Origin of the sequence: Bacillus sp. AFS053548 (assembly GCF_002575105.1) — a bacterium.
Classification (GTDB): domain Bacteria; phylum Bacillota; class Bacilli; order Bacillales; family Bacillaceae_G; genus Gottfriedia.
In genome coordinates, this window is sequence record NZ_NUHI01000005.1 from 267,272 (window position 1) to 287,786 (window position 20,515).

Consider the following 20,515-nt stretch of genomic DNA (forward strand, 5'->3'; position numbering starts at 1 on the left):
GTGCCCCTCCTAAAAAATTAATGGTGTAACAATTGAATTAATCCAGTGGAAAACTGACGGTATAGCAACCTGGAAAATTGGTTGAATTGTATAGTTATCTAATGGAGTTAATACTAAAACTAAAAATACAAATGCTCCATACTGCTCATATTGTGACATTTTTGCACGTAGATCATTAGGAGCTAAATCCTCTAAAATTCGATATCCATCTAGTGGTGGAAGAGGAATTAAGTTAAATACAAATAATACGATATTCATTTGAATGAAAATATTAAAAAAAGAATCTAAAGTAAGTGATAGTGCTTGTGGGAAAGAATGAAAAAATCCGTATTTATATAATAGTGAATAAGCGATTAAAGCAAGCGTCGCTAAAATTAAATTACTAATCGGACCCGCCGCAGTGGTTAAGATTCCTGCTAATCTCGGATGTTTAAAGTTATGGCGATTTACAGGAACTGGTCTTGCCCAACCAAAGCCTAAAATAATAATCGCAATTGTACCGAAAATATCTAAATGTCTAAATGGAGAAAGCGTTAATCGGCCTTGTCTTTTTGCCGTGTCATCACCAAATTTATAAGCTACATAAGCATGCGCAAATTCATGAACTGATAACGAAATTGCAACAACTAATAATATTAATGGTATGTCTTTTAATGGATATTGAAAAAATGATCCCATTCTTTGCTCCTTTCGAATAAAAATGCTGTTTTATGTAACTGAACGGTTAATTTATTAATAGTTTAATTTATTCTTTATGATTTCTTCAATGTTAATCGATTTAATCGTTATTATTCTGACTTCCTGAGTTATAATAAAAATGACAAAACGAAGGAGGTCATAATATGCCATACGTTACAGTAAAAATGCTAGAAGGTCGCACTGAAGAACAAAAGAAAGCATTAGTTGAAAAAGTTACTGATGCCGTAAGTGAAACAACAGGTGCTCCAACTGATAAGATTGTTGTTTTCATTGAAGAAATGACAAAAAATCATTATGCAGTTGCAGGCAAACGCCTTAGTGACGAATAGAATTCTTTACATATATCAATAGTAAACGTCAGACTGTTGACAAACGCCTGCAATCAGTCTGAAAATCAAGTTTTTAGTACTTTGTCTAAATAATGAGTAAACGGGGGATAACTTCCGTTTACTATTTTTATCTTCTTTTAGCCCCTGCTATTTCTTCAATCATTTCGATTACTTTCTTTTTCTTTTCATCAGGATTGTTATAAATTAAATCATGTGGAAAATATAACTTAGAATCGAATAACTTTTTACCAGTTATTCCATCTACTAGCTCTGATTTACGCGAGATTTCTTTCAAATCACCATTCGTTTGCAATAGTAAAATTGGCTTCTTCCCACCTTCTTCACCATACCTAAAGTAATCATAAGCCTCGTCTGAAATCGTATCAATAACTAAATAGTATTCCGGGTCAATGTCTATTTCTAAAAATAGCTCTTTTAATTTAGCAAACTTTTCAGTATGTTTTTGTGTATCAAAATCTACATATTGAAATAATTTTCGATTTAAGAACCGTTGACATAGATCACTCAAGATTTGGTCAGATTCCTCCTGCCATACTTGGAAATAATACAAAAGGACTGATTCATCTAATTTGATATATTCATCTAAATCAATTTTCCCTTCAAATAAATGACCAAAATGCACTGGTACATAATTAAAATGGTAACCTGTTTCATGCAAATATTTAGCCCTTTGTAATATTTTTTGTAATATGGCTTCCGCGCTTCTAGACACTGGATGAAAATAAACTTGCCAGTACATCTGGAATCGACTAATTAAGTAATGCTCAACAGCATGCATACCTGATTGTTTAATAACAACGCCATCTGGTCGAGGACGCATAATTCTCAAAATACGTTCCATATCAAAATTGCCGTAACTTACGCCAGTGTAGTATGCATCTCTAAGAAGATAATCCATTCGATCTGCGTCAATTTGGCTTGAAATCATGCTCGTAACTAACTTATTCGCCGATGTTTTCCCAATGACTTCTGATACTTTCTTAGGAAAGTCATCCCCTACTTTTCTTAGGACCTCATTAATTTCTGTTGAACCCTCAATAATTTCTCTCGTTAATTCTTCATGATCTAAATTAAATATCTTCTCAAATGTATGCGAAAAAGGACCATGACCGACATCATGTAATAATCCAGCACATAGAGCTAATAAGCGATCATCATCATTCCATTCAGGACGACCAGAAAAAACATCATCTACCATACGTCTTATAATTTCATAAACGCCAAGCGAGTGAGTAAATCGACTATGCTCAGCTCCATGAAACGTCAGATATGTAGTACCAAGCTGTTTAATTCTGCGTAGCCTCTGAAATTCTTTCGTACCTATTAAATCCCAAATAACTTGATCTCTTACGTGAATATAGCGGTGTACGGGATCTTTAAATACTTTTTCCTCATAAAGCTTTTGGAAACGATATGACATATCTTGGCCCCCTTTCAATATGTATACTAATTCTTTATATGCTAATTGATTTTCTTTCTGAACAGGACTCTTCTATCTTTCTCTTTGTAGTTCAAGGCATTAGCCCCTCGAGGTCATAAGCCAAATTCCAATGAATGTAAAAACCAACCTTCTATATTTATTATCAAGTTTTATCTCTTAACCCTTAAATATCAAAGTTAAAATAGGTATTTCATGGTGTCTAGTTCCGAAAGCTAGCTCTTCGGTAATATTCCATCCATCTTCGAAGTGGAAAGATCACCACTTCTTCAGCTGAACGGAGATATTCCCTTCAAAGGTGGGCAAGCTTTCTCCACATTTCAATCTATTATATCAAAAAAACGCTCCTAAAGATGAAGGAGCGTTTAATTCTTACCTAATTTTGACTTTATCTTTACAAGTAGATCATCTTCGTTTGGTGCGGATAAAGGACGATTATTTACGAAACAAAATGATTTTTTTCGTCCTGGCCCACAGTAAGATTGACAACCAATTTTTATCTCTGCTTCATCATCTATTCTTTTTAAGCGAGGGACTAATGTTTTAATATTTGTCGCCTGGCAGTCATCACATATTCTAAATTCATTTGACATTTTTTTACAATCCTTTCTGTTCTAAATTGAACATACTCAGCAGTAATTTTACTCGTTCCAAAAAGGACATGCAAGTTTTCCAATTAAATCACTCCAAATAGTATTCTACTATTTTCTATTTTTTGTATAGTTTTCTATTTTTTTGTCCAAACTTCTATTAATCAGCTAGGAAATTAAATCGATTAATTGAATAAAGGAAAGTTGAGGGGAAATTTCTATGATGAAATTAAGACAGGATGCTTGGACTGAAGAAAATGATTTACTTTTAGCAGAAACCGTTCTACGTCATGTACGAGAAGGTAGTACCCAATTAAATGCCTTTGAAGAAGTAGGCGATGTTTTAGAACGTACTTCGGCTGCATGTGGTTTTCGTTGGAATGCTGTAGTTCGCTATAATTATGAAAAAGCACTTCAGTTAGCAAAGAAATTCCGTAAAGAAAAGCTTCGTCACGCTAAAGGTGAAGATGCTAAGAAAAAATTATTATATACACCTTCTGAATCTAGTTATATACAAACAGATGTATCTAGTAATTTTGATCGTTATTTAAATGATGAACAAGATTTAGAATATGGTGTTGAACTCGATCAAGAATTTGGGTCTTTTGTGGAAACTGATGTTGAAAATGATGTTGAAAATGATGCAAGTGTAGAAGTAACTCATAATGAGGAACCAACGACTGAAATATTTTCAAGTATTCCTTCCGTTCAAACTCAGTATCAATCACAGACTCCATCAGCTTCACCAATGAATACAAGAAAAAGCTCAATTACAATGTTTGATGTCATCCAGTTCTTACAAGGTCTTTCAAGTAGTAAGATTGGTAGCGATCGTTTAGTCCGTGAAAATGATCAACTAAAAAGAGAGCTTATGCAATTACAGGAACGAAATTCACAGTTACAGAGACAAGTAGAAAAGCTTGAAAAAGACGCTACTACTGTTCAAGAAGACTATGAAACAATGATGAAAATAATGAACCGTGCTAGAAAATTAGTATTATTTGAAGAGGAAGAGAAACCAGCAGCAACATCCTTTAGAATGGATAAAAACGGAAATTTAGAAAAAATTGCAGAATAACATTGTCATAATATAGAGGGACTAAATCTTAATTTTGATTTAGTTCCTCTATTTTCATGAATACTAAATTTGAAAATCCTGTTACAATCTATTAATTTCCTAAAAATGATTTTATAAAGAATGCTTGTTGTTTTTCATATGTAGTTTTTTTATTTAGTTTAAAATCATGCTAAAATAGGAAAACAAACGCAAAATGCAAGGGGCTTATTTAATGAATCAACATTTGAATCGGTTACAAACAGATGAAATACGTTTTATAGACGGCTCAACTTTAGGGCCATCCTTTGAGGCGATCCAATCTTTTGCATTAGATGACACATTATGTACAAAAATTGGGAAAATGGAGTCTCCTACAACAATTCGAACTTGGGTACACCACAACACAATAGTTCTCGGTATTCAAGATAGTAGATTACCGAATTTAACAAATGGGGTTAAATTCCTTAATGACCATGGATACAAAGCAATCGTACGAAATTCAGGTGGGCTTGCTGTTGTTTTAGATGAAGGTGTTCTAAATATATCGATCCTCTTTCCAGAAGCCGAACATAAGCTGCAAATTAATGATGGCTATGAAACGATGTATGCATTAATTCAAGATATGTTTAAGGATTTAACAGATAAAATAGTTGCAAAAGAAATAGTCGGATCATATTGTCCAGGAGATTTTGATTTAAGTATTGATGACAAGAAATTTGCGGGTATCTCTCAACGTAGGATACGTAAAGGGGTTGCTGTTCAAATTTATTTATGTATTAACGAAAGTGGTTCAAAACGTGCTTCAATTATTAAAGATTTTTATGAAATTGCGATTGATAACAAAGAAACTTCATTTAAATATCCTACAATTATTCCTGATACAATGGCATCTCTTTCCGAACTACTATCATTAGATCTTACAGTGACGGATGTAATGACAAGACTACTTCAATCATTAATTAAATTAACTCCAAAATTAACTCCTAACTCCTTACTTGATGATGAAATAGAATTATATAATTACCATTTGCAACGAATGATTGATCGTAATTCGGATATAAGCTCTATGCAAGAAAGATAAGAACAGAATAAGGATTTTTTAAATTGAAAAACAATCTTGTCAATTAATTATCAAATTTTCGTAAAAGGAGTAGAGTGATGTTGATTTCCATTACAGGANNAGATTCTTTAGCCTCCTCGGCGAGCCTGCGGAGTCGATCATCCCTCCATTCCAATCAACTAATTCATCAAAAAAAGTTTACGATAAAAGCCTAATTTAATATCCTTTACTTAGTGTAAAATAACAGTTTATTAATCAGTTTGTAGGTAAATTGAGTTTGGATATCAACCTTTAAACTAATCATTTAAAACTAAATATCTAAAATGTGCTATTAAAATTTTTAATTTCCGAAAAAAACAATTACTATAGTTTTATGGTATCTTAAAATTGTTGAAACACTTTAACATTTTTTATATTTCAACACTCTGAAACCAAAAGGTAATTTTTAATTTACCTTTTGGTTTTTTTATGTTTTTCATTTATCAATAAATAAACTAAGTTCACAAAGTGTTCTAATAAAAAAGAGTGCTCATAAGTTCATTGACTTAAGAGCACTCTTTTTACTTAGCTCAGCCCTAATTATAGTGACTGAGCAGCTGTAATGATTGATAATTTATAAACGTCTTCACTGTTACAACCACGAGATAGGTCATTAACAGGCATATTTAAACCTTGTAGGATTGGTCCGATTGCTTCAAAGTTACCTAAACGTTGAGCAATTTTGTAACCAATATTACCTGCTTCTAAGCTTGGGAATACGAATGTATTAGCATCACCTTGAATAACTGAATCAGGAGCTTTGCTTTTTGCAACAGATGGTACAAATGCTGCATCAAATTGGAACTCGCCATCTAAAGTTAATTCAGGAGCAAGTTCTTTTGCAATTTTAACTGCTTCTGCAACCTTTTCAGTTTCAGGCGATTTTGCAGATCCTTTAGTTGAAAAGCTTAACATTGCAATTTTAGGATCAATGTCAAATAATTTAGCTGTTTTTGCACTTTCAATTGCAATTTCTGCTAAGTCTTGACTATTTGGGGCAATATTAATCGCGCAATCTGCGAATACGTATTTCTCATCCTCACGAACCATGATGAATACACCAGATGTTTTAGTAACGCCTGGTTTTGTTTTAATGATTTGAAGCGCAGGTCGTACTGTATCTGCAGTTGAATGTGTTGCACCACTAACTAATCCCTGAGCTTTGTTAGCATATACTAACATCGTTCCAAAGTAGTTTGGATCTAATAATGCTTTACGAGCTTGCTCTTCTGTCGCTTTTCCTTTACGGCGTTCAACAAATGATGCAACTAATTGCTCCATTTCTTCATAAGTAGATGGGTCTAAAATTTCTACTCCTTGAAGCTCTAATCCTAAGCTACTTGCTTTTTCTTTTACGCTTTCTACATTACCTATTAAAATCGGTTTTAATACATCCTCTTTCGCTAGTCTGTCAGCTGCTGTTAAGATTCTCTCATCTGTACCTTCTGGTAAAACAATCGAAATACCTTTACCTGATACTTTTTGTTTAATGCTTTCAAATAAATTGCTCATAATTGCCTCCAAAATCTTTAAAATTATTTTATTTGTACATAATTAGAATAAAACCTTTTTAGAATAATGAAAAATATAATATATTTAATAAAGCGCTATCATTTAAAGTAAATTAATTCCTAATTTTCTAACTAAATTTGGATATTGTATAATTTTGTATGTTTTTACAAAATACTTTTATTTGTAGTATGCTATATAAATGAAAATCAATACGATAACGTTTGGGGGATTTAAAATGAGTGAAGCTGCAAAAACTTTAGATGGCTGGTATTGTTTACATGATTTTAGAAGTATGGATTGGCATTCTTTTAAACAATTAGGTAGTGATGAGCGTCAACTAGCGATTACAGAGTTCCAACAAGTTTTCTCAAAATGGAATCAAGTTGCTGATTCTGGTGAAGGTAGCCATGCTATTTACAATATTTTAGGTCAAAAAGCAGATATTATGTTTATGGTTTTACGACCTACAATGGATGAGTTATTACATATTGAAACAGAAATTAATAAAACTACATTATCTCAGTATATGATTCCAACTTATTCATACGTTTCTGTAGTTGAATTAAGTAATTACTTAAGCGAAGAAGATGGCGATCCATATCAAAATCCGCATGTTCGCTCTAGACTTTACCCTGCATTACCAAAATCTCAATACGTATGTTTCTATCCAATGGATAAAAAGCGTGAAGGCGAAGATAATTGGTACATGCTTCCTTCAGGTGCTCGTAAAGAAATGATGTACAGCCACGGAAAAATTGGTCGTGGTTACGCTGGTAAAGTTAAACAAATTATTACTGGTTCTGTAGGTTTTGATGATTATGAATGGGGCGTTACTTTATTCTCTGAAGACGTACTTCAATTCAAAAAATTAATCTATGAAATGCGCTTTGATGAAGTAAGTGCTCGTTATGGAGTATTTGGTTCATTCTTTGTTGGAACAATCCTAAAAGAAGACGCATTCTCAAAATATCTTTACGTATAATTGAATACTTAAGGGTATCCACTGAATACGATCAGTCATAGTATATAAATTAAAAGACTTCTCTTTTTTGGGAAGTTTTTTTATTTTCCTGTTGGAAAAGATGTCATATGTTTCTTTCAATTTTAATATAGTTACAGTAGTGAACGAACTAATTAGTCCTCGCTTTCCGATCACCAATGGGATTCATGCAGAAATTTAATTCGGATGAGGAGGCTTTTTTATGGCTGTAATTCGGTATACTGACGCTGAAGTTTCTTTACTTGCTAGATTAATGCGTGCTGAAGCTGAAGGTGAAGGTGTAGAAGGTATGTTAATGGTTGGGAATGTATGTGTTAATAGGGTTTTATGTGATTGCTTAGATTTTAGAGACATTCGAAGTATAAAAGATATGGTTTATCAGAATCCAGGTGGATTCGAAGCTGTTCAAAAATCTTACTTTTATCAACGTGCCAGAGACCAAGATATTGAGCTATCTAGAAAAGTAATAGCAGGACAGCGTTTTTGGCCAGCAACTTATGGCCTATGGTTCTTCAGACCTGCAGGTTCATGCCCAGGAACTTGGTTTAACCAAAAACTAGCAGGAAGATTTAAGTCACATTGCTTTTACCAACCAACTTCTGAAGATTGTCCTAAAGTTTACAGTGTTTAATTTGATTTAACTAAGGGAGGTTTTTTCTTTGAGTAATCCTTACGAATATTATCCAAATCTATATCGCGCCGCGCAACCTAGCCAAGGGCAAGGGCAAGGACAACAAACCGGACAGGGGCAAGGATTTGCAGCCCCATCAGGCGGTATGATTACCCAACAAGGTCAAGTTACTACCCCTTCTGGTCTTTTTGAACAATCCTATGTAGAAAATATACTTAGAGCCAATCGTGGGAAAATTGCTACGGTTTATATGACTTTTTCTGGTCACCAACAACAAGTATTTGTAGGGTATATTATGGGAGCTGGACGTGATCATATTGTACTCAGAGATGTAAATACAACCAAAACTTTTATACTGTTGACAATTTACTTAGATTACGTCACATTTGACGAAGAAATAGCTCTGCCTTATCAACTTTAAAAAAAAGTGTTCAATATAGTGCAATAATTGCACTTTTATTGAACACTTTTCTTATTTCATTACTGAAATCCCTACTAATATCCAAGCTACTAAAAATGCTAAACCACCTAGTGGAGTAATCGCACCTAGTATTTTAATTCCAGAAACACTTAATATGTACAAGCTTCCTGAGAATAAGATGATTCCTATTACAGATAACCATCCCGCCCACATTAATTGAGTTGTTGAACCAAATTTATCAATTAAAAATGCAATAATAAATAGTCCACCTGTTTGAAACATTTGATATTGAACAGCTTTTTGCCAAATTTCAAGTGATCTTTCGGAAATTTTCCCCTCAAGTCCATGTGCTCCAAATGCACCTAATGCGATTACTAAAAATGCAAAAATACTACCTAATAAGAAAAATAGTTTCACTTCTTCTCCCCCTTTATCTTAAAAATCTAATAATGATCCGCTTTGTTCCGAGTCATCCAATTTAGGCATAACAGAAGGTCTTGACATAATAGGTTGACTTGGTATTGATTGAACGAAACTACTAGTTACTATATTCTTTGGAACCTCAACATTACTCTCGTCTTCAAGAAGTAACTCGCATAAAGAACGAATACTGGCAATTCTTTCTCGAAACTGTCCAGGTTTTTGCGTACTTACTTTTGCCTTATGTAACTCATTTTCAATTTGCTGGATTACTTTTTCTACACTGATATTCAGATAAATCACCACCAAACTTTATTAACACAATCCAATAAATCCTATTATACTATGGCTTTTTTCTGAAAGCGAATACCAACCAAATTAAGCACTATTTTAATCGAACGGTGGTATACTAAAAAAGTTAATTTTTAGGAGGTAATGTAATTTGAACTATAAGATGATCGTTTTGGATATCGATGACACACTTTTAACGGATCAACATGTTATTTCGCAAAAAACGAAGGAAGCTTTACTCAAAGCTCAAGATATGGGTGTAAAAGTAGTTTTAGCTTCCGGTAGGCCAACCTTTGCTATGCATAAGTTAGCTGAGGAACTATTACTACATGATTATGGTAGCTATGTCCTATCATTTAACGGAGGAATCATTACTGACTATCAAACAAAAAACAATGTTTATGAATGCACACTAACAAAAGAGCAAGCACATGAACTTTATGAGATTAGTAAGAAACATACTGTTTTCGTTCATACATATGTTGAAAATGATATTATTACAGAAAAAGGGAATCAATATACTGATATTGAAGGCCAACTCACAGGCATGCCAATTAAAGAAGTAAGCAGCTTTACCGAGCATGTACAAAATGACGTTGTAAAATTGTTAATGTTAGAGGATCCAGAAAAATTAGCACAAGTTGAAAAAATACTCCAAAAAGAGCTTGAAGGTAAAATTAGTGTCATGCGCTCAAAGCCTTTCTTTTTAGAACTAACGAACAGTGAAGTAGATAAAGGTAAGAGTCTAAATCACTTAATTCAAATTTTAGGAATTAGACAGGACGAAGTAATCGCTGTAGGAGATGGATATAATGACCTACCGATGATTAAATTTGCGGGACTAGGTGTTGCGATGGGAAATGCACCTGAAGAAATTAAACAACAAGCTGATTATGTCACTGCTACAAATAACGAAGATGGCGTCGCTCAAGTTGTTGAAAAATTTATATTGAGTAATAGGTAATAAATACAAGAAAGGGTTGTCTAAAAAGACAACCCTTCTTTAAATTTCATTTATAGACTACTCAACTGTCCAGTCAATCGGTTCTAGTTGAAGTTCTACTAGTTTTTGGTTAATTTGTGAAAATGGTTTACTCCCAAGGAATCCTCTACTAGCTGACAATGGACTTGGATGATGTGATTTTAATATTACATGGTGGTTACTCGTAATCAATTCTTCTTTAGCTTGGGCATGTTTACCCCATAGAACAAAAATTATTGGATGATCTTGTTTATTTAACTCGGATAAGATTGTATTCGTAAATAGTTCCCATCCTTTATTTTTATGGGAATTTGGTTCCCCTTCACGAACAGTTAAAACAGTATTTAATAATAATATCCCCTGCTTCGCCCACTTAATTAAATAACCGCTCGTTGGTACTTCTATCCCTAAATCGCTCTTTAATTCCTTATAAATATTTCTTAAAGAAGGCGGTATTTTCACCCCTGGTAATACAGAAAAACTTAACCCATGCGCTTGACCTGGTTGATGATAAGGATCTTGTCCAATAATCACTACTTTACAATCTTCGTATGAACACTCGTTTAAAGCCTGAAATAAATGCTCTTTGGCAGGGTATATTGTTTGTTCCTTGTATTCTTTTTCAAGAAATCGCAATAAATCTTTAAAATACGTTTTTTCAAACTCTGGTTTTAATTTTTCTCTCCAATTTGATGATAGATGAAGCAATGAAATACCACCTTTCCTGACGAAATTTCCCGAGAAATAGCTATGTTTTGTTGTTTCTTGTCGTTGTTCGCGATTATTAATAGATTACTTGAATAAGCAAAATTGCAATAATGATTTGAAAACCAACGATGCTTAATGCATAAAGTGAAAGTGACTTCCCTTGTTTAATGATCATTTTTAGGTTTACATTTAAACCTATTGCAGCGAGTGCAATAATTTCAAATAAGTGACTAGTCTTATTTGAAATATTCGCAGCCCAGCTTGGTAGCAATCCTAAACTATAAAAAACACACAGGATGACAAATCCAATTACATACCAAGGAAATTGGATTTTTACTTTTTCAATAGATTCCTCTGCTATGTGTCTTCTTTTTATAGTAGATAAGCTAAAAACTACAAAAACTAAAAAAACTACTCGAATCAGTTTAAATAAAGTAGCATAATTCTTTACTTCATCATTCACTAAACTACCACTAGCAACTACTTGTCCTACTGATTGTAATGTACTTCCGATAAGTGCAGAGGTCGGCAAATTTTCTGAGTGATATAATACAGATGCTATTAAAGGCAGAATAAACATTAAGACTGTTCCCATCATATTTACAAGTGTGACAGCCAGTCCCTTTTCTTCTTGAGTGGCTTGTATGGCTGGGGCTGTTGCGCCAATTGCTGACGAACCGCAAACTGCATTTCCACTTGCCATTAAATAGCTAAAATTCAAACCAAAACCTAATTTTTCACCTAGCCAAATCGTAAAAATGATGACTAAACACATTTGTGTCACGATTAACAAAATTCCTTTTAATCCTAGTAGGCTAATCATTTGAATGCTGATCGTTGCTCCTAATAAACATATTGAGACCTCTAATAGTTTACTTTCTGCAAACTTTCTACCGCCTTCAAAATAAGATTTTAAGTGTACTGTATTACCGACAATCAACCCGATTAAGATTGAAAATGTAGCTGCTCCAACCGGCAATATATAAGAAAGTGTTTCACTAATAAGTGCAATAATAAGACAAAGAACTACCCCTGGAATAACTTTATAAATATTCCCCATATTATTCTCCAAGCTTTCATTAAAATATTATTCTATCTTTAAATATTATGTAACGAAAAAAGAAATTCGACAAGATTCTTGCCGAATTTCCAAATTTATCATATCGTAATATTTAATTTTCATCATAGCTTGAAGCCTCAACAATATACTGGGGTCTTCTTTTTGTTTCGTAATAGATCTTACTTAAATATTCGCCTAATACTCCAATCATCAAGATTTGAACTCCGCCAAATAACATAATGAAATTTGATATCGTATATAAACCAGGAATTCTAATCCCAACTAAAACAACTTTAAAGCTCATCATAATAAAGATTACAATACTTATACCAATTAATAGTAATCCGACTTTCGTTAACAACCTCAATGGTCTTGTATTAAAACACAATATATATTCAATAGATCTTTTTATCGAATCTAGCCTTTTTACCTCTGACTCTTTGTTAATAATTCTTGATGTTATTTCATATTCAATCGTTTTTATTTTGTAACCAATCCAGTTATAAATACCTTTTGAATAGCGGTTTGATTCTGGCATGCTTAAAATAGCATTCACTACTTTTCTACTTAACAAACGAAAGTCTGATTCGTTTTGCAAAATATCAGGGTCCACAAATTTTTTAATGACCTTCTCAAAAATTCCTTTTTTTGCTTTTTTTAGAACTGAATTCTCTATTTTTTTCGATGCAACTACATGGTTATGTCCTTTTTTGTATTCATCCATCATCTCTAAAATAACATTCGGTGGATGTACAAAGTTTCCATCCATTAGGATGACTACATCGCCTTTTGCATGTTCAAGTCCAGCACAAATTGCTCCCTCTCTTCCGAACCGGCGAGTAAATGAGATATATTTCAAATGACTGCTATGATTTGCAACAACTTGAAGTGCTAGTAGTGTATCATCATCACTTCCGTCGTTTATATAAATAATTTCATAATCTTCTTTAAGTAACTTTACTGTATTTGATAAATTAACGTGAAATCTCTCAAAATTTTCTCCATTGTTATAGCAATATACAACAACTGATAATTTCATACAAAACACCTACTTCTCCTAAAGCTATGAAGATATAACTTTTATCTATGTTATAGCACTTGGCAAAACAGTTCAATGATTTTTATATGAATTTATTATTTCAAACAACTAATGGATGAGTCTACTCTTCTTGGAAAGATCCGCAATTTTACTTGCTCTTTTATTAATAGTTGCTTTAAGAACTACCCCCACTATGATTGCAATGACGACAAAAAGAACTAGTATTGGAAGGTCCTTATAAATGGTTTCCCAAACGATTCCACCAGTCGCCTCCCTTAACAAGCTTAATGCATATGTAAAAGGCAGAAACGGGTTTATTTTTTGGAAAAATGGCGGAGTTACTTGAATCGGATAAACTCCTCCCGCTCCAGATATTTGGAGAACCAAAAAGATAATACCGATGCCTTTCCCAATATTTCCGAAAACCGAAACAAGCGTATAAACAATAAACGTAAATACAATGCTAATCAATAGTGCAAATAAGATAAAATAACCTTTACTTGCTGCATAAGTACCTAGTATCAGGAAGTTACCAGTAGTCACTACTAATGTCTGTAATACCCCAATAGTTATAAAGGTCAATAGTCTTCCAAAATAAACTTCTCTACTTTTATATGGCTTTTCTTCATGAACTTCAGTAGTTAATAACGATACCATTAATAAAGCTCCTACCCATAACGACAATGTTGTATAAAAAGGGGTCAAGCCTGTACCATAATTCGGTATCGGAAACATTCGCTCCGTTTTTATTTGGATTGGGCTGGAATAAAAGTCGCTTACCTTTTCTATATCTGTTCGTAGAAAATTAATTAAATCCTCGATGCTTCCTTTTTCTTTAGCCTTTCTAATCTCATTAGCTATTTGTTTTATTTTCGCTTCAATCATTGGTAACTCATTTACTAATTGTTGTATATCACCCTTTTTCGTTGCTAACAAATTTGATGTGTCCTGGAGTACACCTTTTATTGTAGGTATACTCGTTTTTGCATCAGCCAAAACAGTCTGGGTATTTTTTAATGATTCATTCACTAATCTTGAAGCTTCACTTATTTTTGGCGCTAAATCTTGATCAAAATTTCCAGTTAAACTGTTTATTTTGTTATTTATATTTGCCGCGCTCTCATTCATTTTTTGAAGTAAATCGTTCGGTAGTCCGTTTCCGCTTTGTATTGCACTTTTTAATTGAGTATTCTCATTTTGAATCATCATTAAATCTGCTTCCAGATCTTTTAATGAACTAACATCTTTACTAAAATCGGCTGTAGTACCTAAGCTATTAAAAGATTGAAGAACTTGATTTAAAGAAGTAACCATATTTCTTGAATTCGGTAGTACTTTTCCGATATCATTCGATAGCCTCATGGATTCGTCTTGACTAATCGTTTGATTCTGTAATTGTGATAATGTACTTTGTATAACAACAGACTGGTTCTGGAGTAGGTTAAGTGTCTGTTTAATAAATGGAGTTGAATCTTGAATTGCTTTGTTAATTTGATTAAAAAACCCACTTAAACTAGCCGTTAATTTTTCACCGTTTGCTACGATGTTATTAATCAATTCCATGTCTTTTTTTGTAGTCTGAATAACGCTTTGTACTTTTTTATAGTCATTTAAGGCAGTATTCACAGCTGTCTTTATTTCGGGTAAATCTTTTTCAAGCTTAAAAACCATTTGCTCAAATTTTTTTATTTCAGGTAAATTTGCTTGTAAATCAATTCCTATTTTATTAAACTCCTGCAATACTTCCTTACTTACGGTCTTTTCAAATTTCTTTGTAATCTCACTCGCAATACCGGTTGCACCTTTTTCAGTATATTTCGGCGCAACAATATTTAGCTTTTCATTAACTTGATAAACTAGTTCAGGTTTTTGAGGATGATCTGTTAAAACTGTGCTAATTTTATTTGAAAAATCATTTGGAATTAAAATACTAGCGTAATATTTTCCTTGTTTAACCCCTTCATTTGCGACTTTTTTACTTGTAAATCTCCAGCCTAATGAAGGATTTTGTTTTAAAGAATGTATTACTTCGTTTCCGATATTAATTTTATTGTTTAAGACAGTAGCACCACGATCCTCATTTACTATTGCGATCTTTAAGCCCTTTGTATTGCCGTACGGATCCCAAGAGGACTTTATATTAAACCATGCATACATTGAGGGCATGATAATTAAGCCAATGATAATCATCAATGCGGCCCAATTTGTTACAACCCGCTTTACATCACGAAAATAGATTTCAAATATTGAACTCACCTATAACTCACCTAATCTTAATTTTTAGATAGTATGCAATAAATACTGCATAACTATTCTTAAAGGCAAGAACGGGAGCCTGGATAAAGAAAAGGCAAAATAAAAAAGACTTTCACCAAAATTAGCGAAGTCTTTTCTGATCAAATACTTTAATTCACTTTGTTTCATCTACATTATTCATTATCTAGTTTCTGCCCTTACTCCCATCTAAATGTACGTGCAGCGATTAAGAAGCTTACGACCATCCAGACGCATAACCAGCCGAAATCTGGAAGTAAATCTCCAAATGATGCTCCGACATTCATGATGTCACGCATTGCGGTTGATAAGTGTGTAATTGGAATTGTCTTTATAATCGGTTGTAAATATTCGGGCATATTATTTATAGGGAAAAATACTCCACCTAAAAACATTAGTGGGAACGAAATGAAGCCTGCAATTGGCCCAGCACTTTCTGGACTTTTCGCTAAACTTGCTATAATAAATCCAATGCTCATAAATGTTAATGTACCTAATACTACAAACAATACTACTAAAAGGAATGATCCTCGAATACTTACGTCGAATCCAAAGTAGCCAATTAGAATTGTTAAGATGGCTTGTAAGCTATTCAATATTAGCCTAGCTGTGATTTGTGCGGCAATAAACGTTGAGGCTCTTAATGTGGTGCCTTGCATTCGTCTTAGTACACCTCGTTCTCTCCAAGACGCAATTTGACCAGCGACACCATTCATATTATTATTCATGATTTGCATTGCAATAATTCCAGGTACTAAAAAGTCTAAATAGGAAAGAGTAATTCCAGCTACTCCTTTAAAGTCCGTTACGATTTTAGGTGTATACCCTGCCATTTGTTTACTAGCAGCATCAACATATGCTGTAATCGTTGCTATTCCACCTTGAAGCTGGCCTGCATTACTTTCATTATAAAGAACTTTTATTTGTGCAGGAGCGGATTGTTGTTTGGTTGTAACTTGATTTTGAAATCCCTTTTTAATGACGATTACAAAATCGGTTTTACCATCAGATAATAATTTCCTAGACTTTAATTCATTTGTTTTTTTATGAATTTTAAGCGACTTTTGTTTCTCTAAAACAGTTGTAATTTGTTTACTTACTTGAGTGTTATCATAATCAATTAGGTTTACTGAATAACTAGTTGTATTCCCATCGTTAAACATTAATCCGAAAATAATCATAAAGAAAAAAGGAAATAATAGTGTCCAAATTAGTGCTTGACGATTACGTACATAAATCCGGAGTTGCGCTAAAGTCAATTGATAATAAGCCTTCATTCTTCACGTAACCCCCTTCCAGTCATATGTAAAAATACGTCCTCAAGAGTCGCAGTTCTAGTCGATAAATCTGAAATCGTCATATCTTGTTCTTTTGTATACTCAAGCAAAGCCATTAATGAAGCTTGTAAGTTACGAGTATACAATGTTACGAAATCATGGTTAATCACGACATTCATTACATTGTCTAAATGTGCGAACTTTTCTTCTTGCTCTGGTACTTTTGTCTTAAATTCAATCGCACTCTCTGCAGAAATTGAACTAACTAAATTGTTTGGTGTATCTAGCGCAATTAATTTACCTTTATCCATGATACCAATGCGATCTGCTAGTACATGAGCCTCATCCATATAGTGCGTTGATAAAACTACTGTTTTACCTCGTTCTTTTAGTTTTAAAATGATATCCCACAACGTTCTACGAGCTTGTGGATCAAGTCCTGTAGTTGGCTCATCTAAAAATATGATTTGAGGATCATGAATTAATGCTAATGCAATCGCTAATCGCTGCTTTTGTCCTCCTGATAAACCTTTTACAAGACTATTTTGTTTTTCAGATAAAAGCATTTCATCAATTAACGGTTGAATCGGGATATGACTTGGATAAAAGCTTGCATACATTTCAATGATTTCCTTAACCTTTAACAGTTCAAATAATGATGTTGATTGAAGTTGGATTCCAATCTCTTGTTTGATTTTATATGAGTCTTTACCGATCACATGCCCTGCAATAGTAGCCGTACCTTCATCTGGTTTTCTTAATCCTACAAGCATTTCCATTGTCGTTGATTTACCAGCTCCATTTGGACCAAGTAATCCAAATACTTCACCTTTTCCAACTTCAAAACTAATTCCATTAACAGCGTAAAAATCCCCATATCTCTTTTTAAGATTTTCAACTTTAATAATTGAGCCCATTGTTTTTCCCTCACCTCGACTAATTAAATGATTATTTAAAAAGTGTACTATCTTTTATAATTCAGCCTGCTAAGTATATAATGCAAAACTTAATATATTTGTCGAAAGAACTGATTATTAATAATTTTTAATGGGAATTTACATTTTCTACCAAATCGTTTCGTCCGATGCTACACTTAGCATCCATACTTATTTGTAGCATTTATGAAATATTTATTTACATTTTATAACTTGATTGTAATGTCCATGTTGTCGCTTTGTAATACTCATCCGTTACAATATGTTGGACATTATTTAAAAAAATTGGCTTTGATTTGAAGTTTTTTGCTTTAAGCGAGCCATAAAAACAAGGTGATAAAATGAAAATAGAACGTGAAAAATGGTTGGATGTTGCCAAAATGATCGGAATCTTTTTGGTTGTTTATGGTCATTCTACAGAAGGTCCGAATTCTATTACATTTATTTACTGGTTCCATATGCCTCTATTTTTTATTATTAGTGGCTATTTATTTAAACCGGTCAATTCAATTAATGAACTCAAATTTTTTATTAAAAAACTAACATGTAGATTGCTTGTACCTTACTGTACTTATTTGGTTTTATTTAGTTTATATAACATGACAATCGAGGTAATAGACGGAACCATTAACCAATCAAATTTATCAAAAGAAGTCCTATCATTGTTAATTGGTGGTAGATTTATTACTGGAGTCCATGGCGTATTTTGGTATGTGACATGTTTATTTATTACACAAATATTATTTGCGTTAATCTGTTTATACTTTAAAAAGAATAGTACCCGTCTATTCATCGTAATTGCTTGCTATTTGCTTGCACATTTTGAAACAATTAAATTAATTCCACAGATTGGTAAAAATACCTTTAATCAAATTTCGATCCCGTGGAATATGGATGTTGCTCTACTAGCTATTTTCTTTTTAGGGTTAGGATTCTTTGGAAAAAAACTGATAGCGTCAATTTCTAACTTCCTTGGAATATCATGTATTGCGCTTAGCATCGTTTATATGACCTTATATGAATTGAATAAATTAGACTATCATCTAAGTCTTAAATATTTAAGATATAACCATTTATTTTTAGATGCTTTAATTCCAATAACAATGACGATTGCCGTACTTTTTTTATGTCAAAAGCTAGCAAAACTACAATTTATCCAGCATTGCACAATATTTGGTAAAGAATCATTAACAATAATGTACATCCATATCTTTGCGAATGCTGTTTTTTCACAGTTTTTCGATTATGGGCCGTTATTGTACACAATGATTGGCTTAGCTGTGCCGATGGTTGCGAAGAAATTTATTATTGAATCACAACCTACTATAAAACCATTGTTCATTGGTTTAAATGTAAAACGAAAACAACATTTAAAAGTAAGAACTGCATAAAAAAAATAGCCCTAGGGCTATTTTTTTATTTTAATGTAGCAACAGCTGCATCTGAACCTCTTTGAACTGAGCCAGTTGCTGTAACTTTAATATTTTCTAGCGCATCTCCATTTGTAAAAATAACTGGAGTAATTGTGCTTTTTGCATTTTCTTTTATGTAGTCAATATTGAAAGTTAATAAATGGTCTCCAGCATTAACACTTTGTCCTTCTGTAATATGTGCATCGAAGCCTTCACCATTTAGTTTTACTGTTTCTAGACCAACATGAATTAAAATTTCAACACCCTCTTTTGAACGAATTCCAATAGCGTGTTTCGTATGGAATACTTGTACGATTTCTCCATCAAAAGGAGCTACGACAACACCTTCTGAAGGTGTAATAGCAAATCCATCACCCATCATTTTTTCTGCAAATACAGGATCTGGTACTTCAGATAGTGGATGTATCTCACCAGTTAATGGCGCTTTAATGATAACTTCCTTAACTGCTTCTGTAGTTACAGGAGCAGATCCTTGTTGTTGTTCATTTTCTTCTAAACCGAACATTTTTTTTAATTTGTTAAACATAATACTCACCTTTTCTTTAAATTAGATTCCAGTCTTATCATTATCTTTTCATAGAAAATAATACTAATTATCCTAACAGAAAAAATACTTTTATGCTAAAGAAAAGATGAACTTTTATTTAATTATTAACTAAACTGTATCATTTCTACAATAAAAGACATAAAAATCCTCTCATAAATCATTTATTAGCTAGTTCTAAAAATTGACAATACATATGATAAAATAATGATGCATTACTATTTGTCCATACAATTAATAGATAGGAGCGATTAGATGACTGAAATGATTCCATTAGTTTTCTCACTTCAAAACAAAAAGATTACGATCATCGGTGGAGGAAAAATCGCTTTTCGAAAAGCAAAAGCATTTATAAAAAGTGGTGCTTCAATTACGATTATTAGCCCTCAACTATGTGATGAATTTAAACAGTTACCTACAATAAAATATTTAAATAAGTATTTTGAAAAAGCTGATCTAACTGGAGCTCACATTGTTATTGCAGCTACAGACGATAAAAATATAAATAAATTCGTCAAAGATTGTACATCAGATTGCCAATGGTTTAATGATGTAAGTGATCAAAATAATAGTGATTTCCATACACCGGCAGTGGTTCGTAGAGGAGACCTTATTGTATCAGTTTCAACTTCAGGTAAAAGTCCAGTCCTATCAAAAAAGATAAAAAAGGAACTGGACACTTATTTTGACGATCATTATAGTGAAGTCGTAAATGAATATGCAATTGAACGAAAAAAACCAGTCATAGAGTAAAC

Annotated in this window: 22 protein-coding genes; 9 read left to right on the top strand and 13 right to left on the bottom strand. The window is 32.8% G+C overall.

The genetic code is table 11. The annotated features are described in order from the left end of the window. Positions 1-9 precede the first annotated feature (9 nt). The gene (locus tag CN946_RS03100) at positions 10-678 is read right to left on the bottom strand and encodes a site-2 protease family protein (RefSeq protein WP_098859846.1); all 669 of its coding nucleotides are present in this window, start codon (positions 676-678) and stop codon (positions 10-12) included. A 164-nt stretch (positions 679-842) separates the two neighbouring features. Between CN946_RS03100 and CN946_RS03105 the strand changes: the two genes are divergently transcribed. Next, positions 843-1,028, top strand: a complete 186-nt coding sequence (locus tag CN946_RS03105) for a 2-hydroxymuconate tautomerase (RefSeq protein ID WP_098232055.1) — start codon at positions 843-845, stop codon at positions 1,026-1,028. Positions 1,029-1,155: 127 nt separating this feature from the next. On the opposite strand, the gene CN946_RS03110 is transcribed toward CN946_RS03105, so the two are convergent. Continuing rightward, a complete protein-coding gene (locus tag CN946_RS03110) occupies positions 1,156-2,469 on the bottom strand; it encodes an HD domain-containing protein (RefSeq protein ID WP_098859847.1) in 1,314 nt (437 codons plus the stop codon). Between the two features lie 383 nt (positions 2,470-2,852). After that, positions 2,853-3,080, bottom strand: a complete 228-nt coding sequence (locus CN946_RS03115; protein ID WP_025671004.1) for a YuzB family protein — start codon at positions 3,078-3,080, stop codon at positions 2,853-2,855. A gap of 220 nt (positions 3,081-3,300) precedes the next feature. Here CN946_RS03115 and CN946_RS03120 point away from each other — a divergent pair, with 220 nt between their 5' ends. Together CN946_RS03120 and lipL are read left to right on the top strand one after the other, a co-directional pair. After that, positions 3,301-4,155: an RsfA family transcriptional regulator gene (locus tag CN946_RS03120; RefSeq protein ID WP_098859949.1), complete on the top strand. Its 855-nt coding sequence runs from the start codon at positions 3,301-3,303 to the stop codon at positions 4,153-4,155. Positions 4,156-4,366: 211 nt separating this feature from the next. After that, positions 4,367-5,215 carry an octanoyl-[GcvH]:protein N-octanoyltransferase gene (gene lipL, locus CN946_RS03125; RefSeq protein WP_098859848.1) on the top strand — a complete coding sequence of 283 codons (849 nt, stop codon included), beginning with the start codon at positions 4,367-4,369 and terminating at the stop codon, positions 5,213-5,215. 558 nt (positions 5,216-5,773) lie between these two features. Here lipL and pta read toward each other — a convergent pair. After that, positions 5,774-6,745, bottom strand: a complete 972-nt coding sequence (pta, locus tag CN946_RS03130; RefSeq protein ID WP_098859849.1) for a phosphate acetyltransferase — start codon at positions 6,743-6,745, stop codon at positions 5,774-5,776. 235 nt (positions 6,746-6,980) lie between these two features. On the opposite strand from pta, the gene hemQ reads away from it, so the two are divergent. The 3 genes from hemQ to gerQ all read left to right on the top strand — a co-directional run bounded on the left by hemQ (position 6,981) and on the right by gerQ (position 8,797). Further along, positions 6,981-7,727, top strand: a complete 747-nt coding sequence (gene hemQ / locus CN946_RS03135; protein WP_098859850.1) for a hydrogen peroxide-dependent heme synthase — start codon at positions 6,981-6,983, stop codon at positions 7,725-7,727. A gap of 220 nt (positions 7,728-7,947) precedes the next feature. Then, a complete protein-coding gene (locus tag CN946_RS03140) occupies positions 7,948-8,376 on the top strand; it encodes a cell wall hydrolase (protein ID WP_098859851.1) in 429 nt (142 codons plus the stop codon). A gap of 28 nt (positions 8,377-8,404) precedes the next feature. Further along, positions 8,405-8,797, top strand: coding sequence for a spore coat protein GerQ (gerQ, locus tag CN946_RS24075; RefSeq protein ID WP_483295365.1), 393 nt, complete (start codon positions 8,405-8,407; stop codon positions 8,795-8,797). 51 nt (positions 8,798-8,848) lie between these two features. Here the strand turns inward: gerQ and CN946_RS03150 are convergent, their stop codons facing one another. Together CN946_RS03150 and CN946_RS03155 are read right to left on the bottom strand one after the other, a co-directional pair. After that, a complete protein-coding gene (locus tag CN946_RS03150; RefSeq protein WP_098859852.1) occupies positions 8,849-9,214 on the bottom strand; it encodes a DUF423 domain-containing protein in 366 nt (121 codons plus the stop codon). A gap of 18 nt (positions 9,215-9,232) precedes the next feature. Then, entirely contained in the window at positions 9,233-9,520 is a 288-nt protein-coding gene (locus CN946_RS03155; protein ID WP_141546854.1) for a YwdI family protein, read from the bottom strand. A 139-nt stretch (positions 9,521-9,659) separates the two neighbouring features. On the opposite strand from CN946_RS03155, the gene CN946_RS03160 reads away from it, so the two are divergent. Then, the gene (locus CN946_RS03160; protein ID WP_098859854.1) at positions 9,660-10,472 is read left to right on the top strand and encodes a Cof-type HAD-IIB family hydrolase; all 813 of its coding nucleotides are present in this window, start codon (positions 9,660-9,662) and stop codon (positions 10,470-10,472) included. A gap of 57 nt (positions 10,473-10,529) precedes the next feature. Here CN946_RS03160 and CN946_RS03165 read toward each other — a convergent pair whose 3' ends face one another. The 6 genes from CN946_RS03165 to CN946_RS03190 all read right to left on the bottom strand — a co-directional run bounded on the left by CN946_RS03165 (position 10,530) and on the right by CN946_RS03190 (position 17,765). Further along, complete coding sequence (locus tag CN946_RS03165) at positions 10,530-11,198, bottom strand: uracil-DNA glycosylase (RefSeq protein ID WP_098859855.1); 669 nt, start codon at positions 11,196-11,198, stop codon at positions 10,530-10,532. A 76-nt stretch (positions 11,199-11,274) separates the two neighbouring features. Beyond that, complete coding sequence (locus tag CN946_RS03170; protein WP_098859856.1) at positions 11,275-12,258, bottom strand: YeiH family protein; 984 nt, start codon at positions 12,256-12,258, stop codon at positions 11,275-11,277. A gap of 112 nt (positions 12,259-12,370) precedes the next feature. Next, the gene (locus CN946_RS03175; protein ID WP_098859857.1) at positions 12,371-13,297 is read right to left on the bottom strand and encodes a glycosyltransferase family 2 protein; all 927 of its coding nucleotides are present in this window, start codon (positions 13,295-13,297) and stop codon (positions 12,371-12,373) included. Between the two features lie 108 nt (positions 13,298-13,405). Next, complete coding sequence (locus tag CN946_RS03180) at positions 13,406-15,553, bottom strand: YhgE/Pip domain-containing protein (protein ID WP_098859858.1); 2,148 nt, start codon at positions 15,551-15,553, stop codon at positions 13,406-13,408. Positions 15,554-15,750: 197 nt separating this feature from the next. Beyond that, on the bottom strand, positions 15,751-16,848 hold the full coding sequence (locus CN946_RS03185) for an ABC transporter permease (protein ID WP_098859859.1): 1,098 nt from the start codon (positions 16,846-16,848) through the stop codon (positions 15,751-15,753). Next, positions 16,845-17,765 carry an ABC transporter ATP-binding protein gene (locus tag CN946_RS03190; RefSeq protein ID WP_098859860.1) on the bottom strand — a complete coding sequence of 307 codons (921 nt, stop codon included), beginning with the start codon at positions 17,763-17,765 and terminating at the stop codon, positions 16,845-16,847. The genes CN946_RS03185 and CN946_RS03190 overlap by 4 nt, the downstream gene beginning before the upstream one ends. Before the next feature lie 359 nt (positions 17,766-18,124). Between CN946_RS03190 and CN946_RS03195 the strand changes: the two genes are divergently transcribed. After that, the gene (locus CN946_RS03195) at positions 18,125-19,174 is read left to right on the top strand and encodes an acyltransferase family protein (protein ID WP_098859861.1); all 1,050 of its coding nucleotides are present in this window, start codon (positions 18,125-18,127) and stop codon (positions 19,172-19,174) included. Between the two features lie 25 nt (positions 19,175-19,199). Here CN946_RS03195 and CN946_RS03200 read toward each other — a convergent pair whose 3' ends face one another. After that, positions 19,200-19,742 (bottom strand): PTS sugar transporter subunit IIA, encoded by a 543-nt coding sequence (locus CN946_RS03200; protein ID WP_420486110.1) that lies wholly within the window; start codon positions 19,740-19,742, stop codon positions 19,200-19,202. 273 nt (positions 19,743-20,015) lie between these two features. Between CN946_RS03200 and CN946_RS03205 the strand changes: the two genes are divergently transcribed. Further along, positions 20,016-20,513: a precorrin-2 dehydrogenase/sirohydrochlorin ferrochelatase family protein gene (locus CN946_RS03205; protein WP_098859862.1), complete on the top strand. Its 498-nt coding sequence runs from the start codon at positions 20,016-20,018 to the stop codon at positions 20,511-20,513. The last annotated feature ends 2 nt before the right edge of the window (positions 20,514-20,515 follow it).

Excerpts from the sequence above, each read along its gene's own strand:
- CN946_RS03195 (WP_098859861.1), top strand. The coding sequence starts at position 18,125 with ATGAAAATAGAACGTGAAAAATGGTTGGATGTTGCCAAAATGATCGGA.
- CN946_RS03175 (WP_098859857.1), bottom strand. The coding sequence starts at position 13,297 with ATGAAATTATCAGTTGTTGTATATTGCTATAACAATGGAGAAAATTTT.
- CN946_RS03185 (WP_098859859.1), bottom strand. The coding sequence starts at position 16,848 with ATGAAGGCTTATTATCAATTGACTTTAGCGCAACTCCGGATTTATGTA.
- CN946_RS03100 (WP_098859846.1), bottom strand. The coding sequence starts at position 678 with ATGGGATCATTTTTTCAATATCCATTAAAAGACATACCATTAATATTA.
- CN946_RS03115 (WP_025671004.1), bottom strand. The coding sequence starts at position 3,080 with ATGTCAAATGAATTTAGAATATGTGATGACTGCCAGGCGACAAATATT.
- CN946_RS03170 (WP_098859856.1), bottom strand. The coding sequence starts at position 12,258 with ATGGGGAATATTTATAAAGTTATTCCAGGGGTAGTTCTTTGTCTTATT.
- CN946_RS03205 (WP_098859862.1), top strand. The coding sequence starts at position 20,016 with ATGACTGAAATGATTCCATTAGTTTTCTCACTTCAAAACAAAAAGATT.
- CN946_RS03120 (WP_098859949.1), top strand. The coding sequence starts at position 3,301 with ATGAAATTAAGACAGGATGCTTGGACTGAAGAAAATGATTTACTTTTA.
- pta (WP_098859849.1), bottom strand. The coding sequence starts at position 6,745 with ATGAGCAATTTATTTGAAAGCATTAAACAAAAAGTATCAGGTAAAGGT.
- hemQ (WP_098859850.1), top strand. The coding sequence starts at position 6,981 with ATGAGTGAAGCTGCAAAAACTTTAGATGGCTGGTATTGTTTACATGAT.
- CN946_RS03105 (WP_098232055.1), top strand. The coding sequence starts at position 843 with ATGCCATACGTTACAGTAAAAATGCTAGAAGGTCGCACTGAAGAACAA.
- CN946_RS03110 (WP_098859847.1), bottom strand. The coding sequence starts at position 2,469 with ATGTCATATCGTTTCCAAAAGCTTTATGAGGAAAAAGTATTTAAAGAT.
- CN946_RS03140 (WP_098859851.1), top strand. The coding sequence starts at position 7,948 with ATGGCTGTAATTCGGTATACTGACGCTGAAGTTTCTTTACTTGCTAGA.
- CN946_RS03190 (WP_098859860.1), bottom strand. The coding sequence starts at position 17,765 with ATGGGCTCAATTATTAAAGTTGAAAATCTTAAAAAGAGATATGGGGAT.
- CN946_RS03200 (WP_420486110.1), bottom strand. The coding sequence starts at position 19,742 with ATGTTTAACAAATTAAAAAAAATGTTCGGTTTAGAAGAAAATGAACAA.
- lipL (WP_098859848.1), top strand. The coding sequence starts at position 4,367 with ATGAATCAACATTTGAATCGGTTACAAACAGATGAAATACGTTTTATA.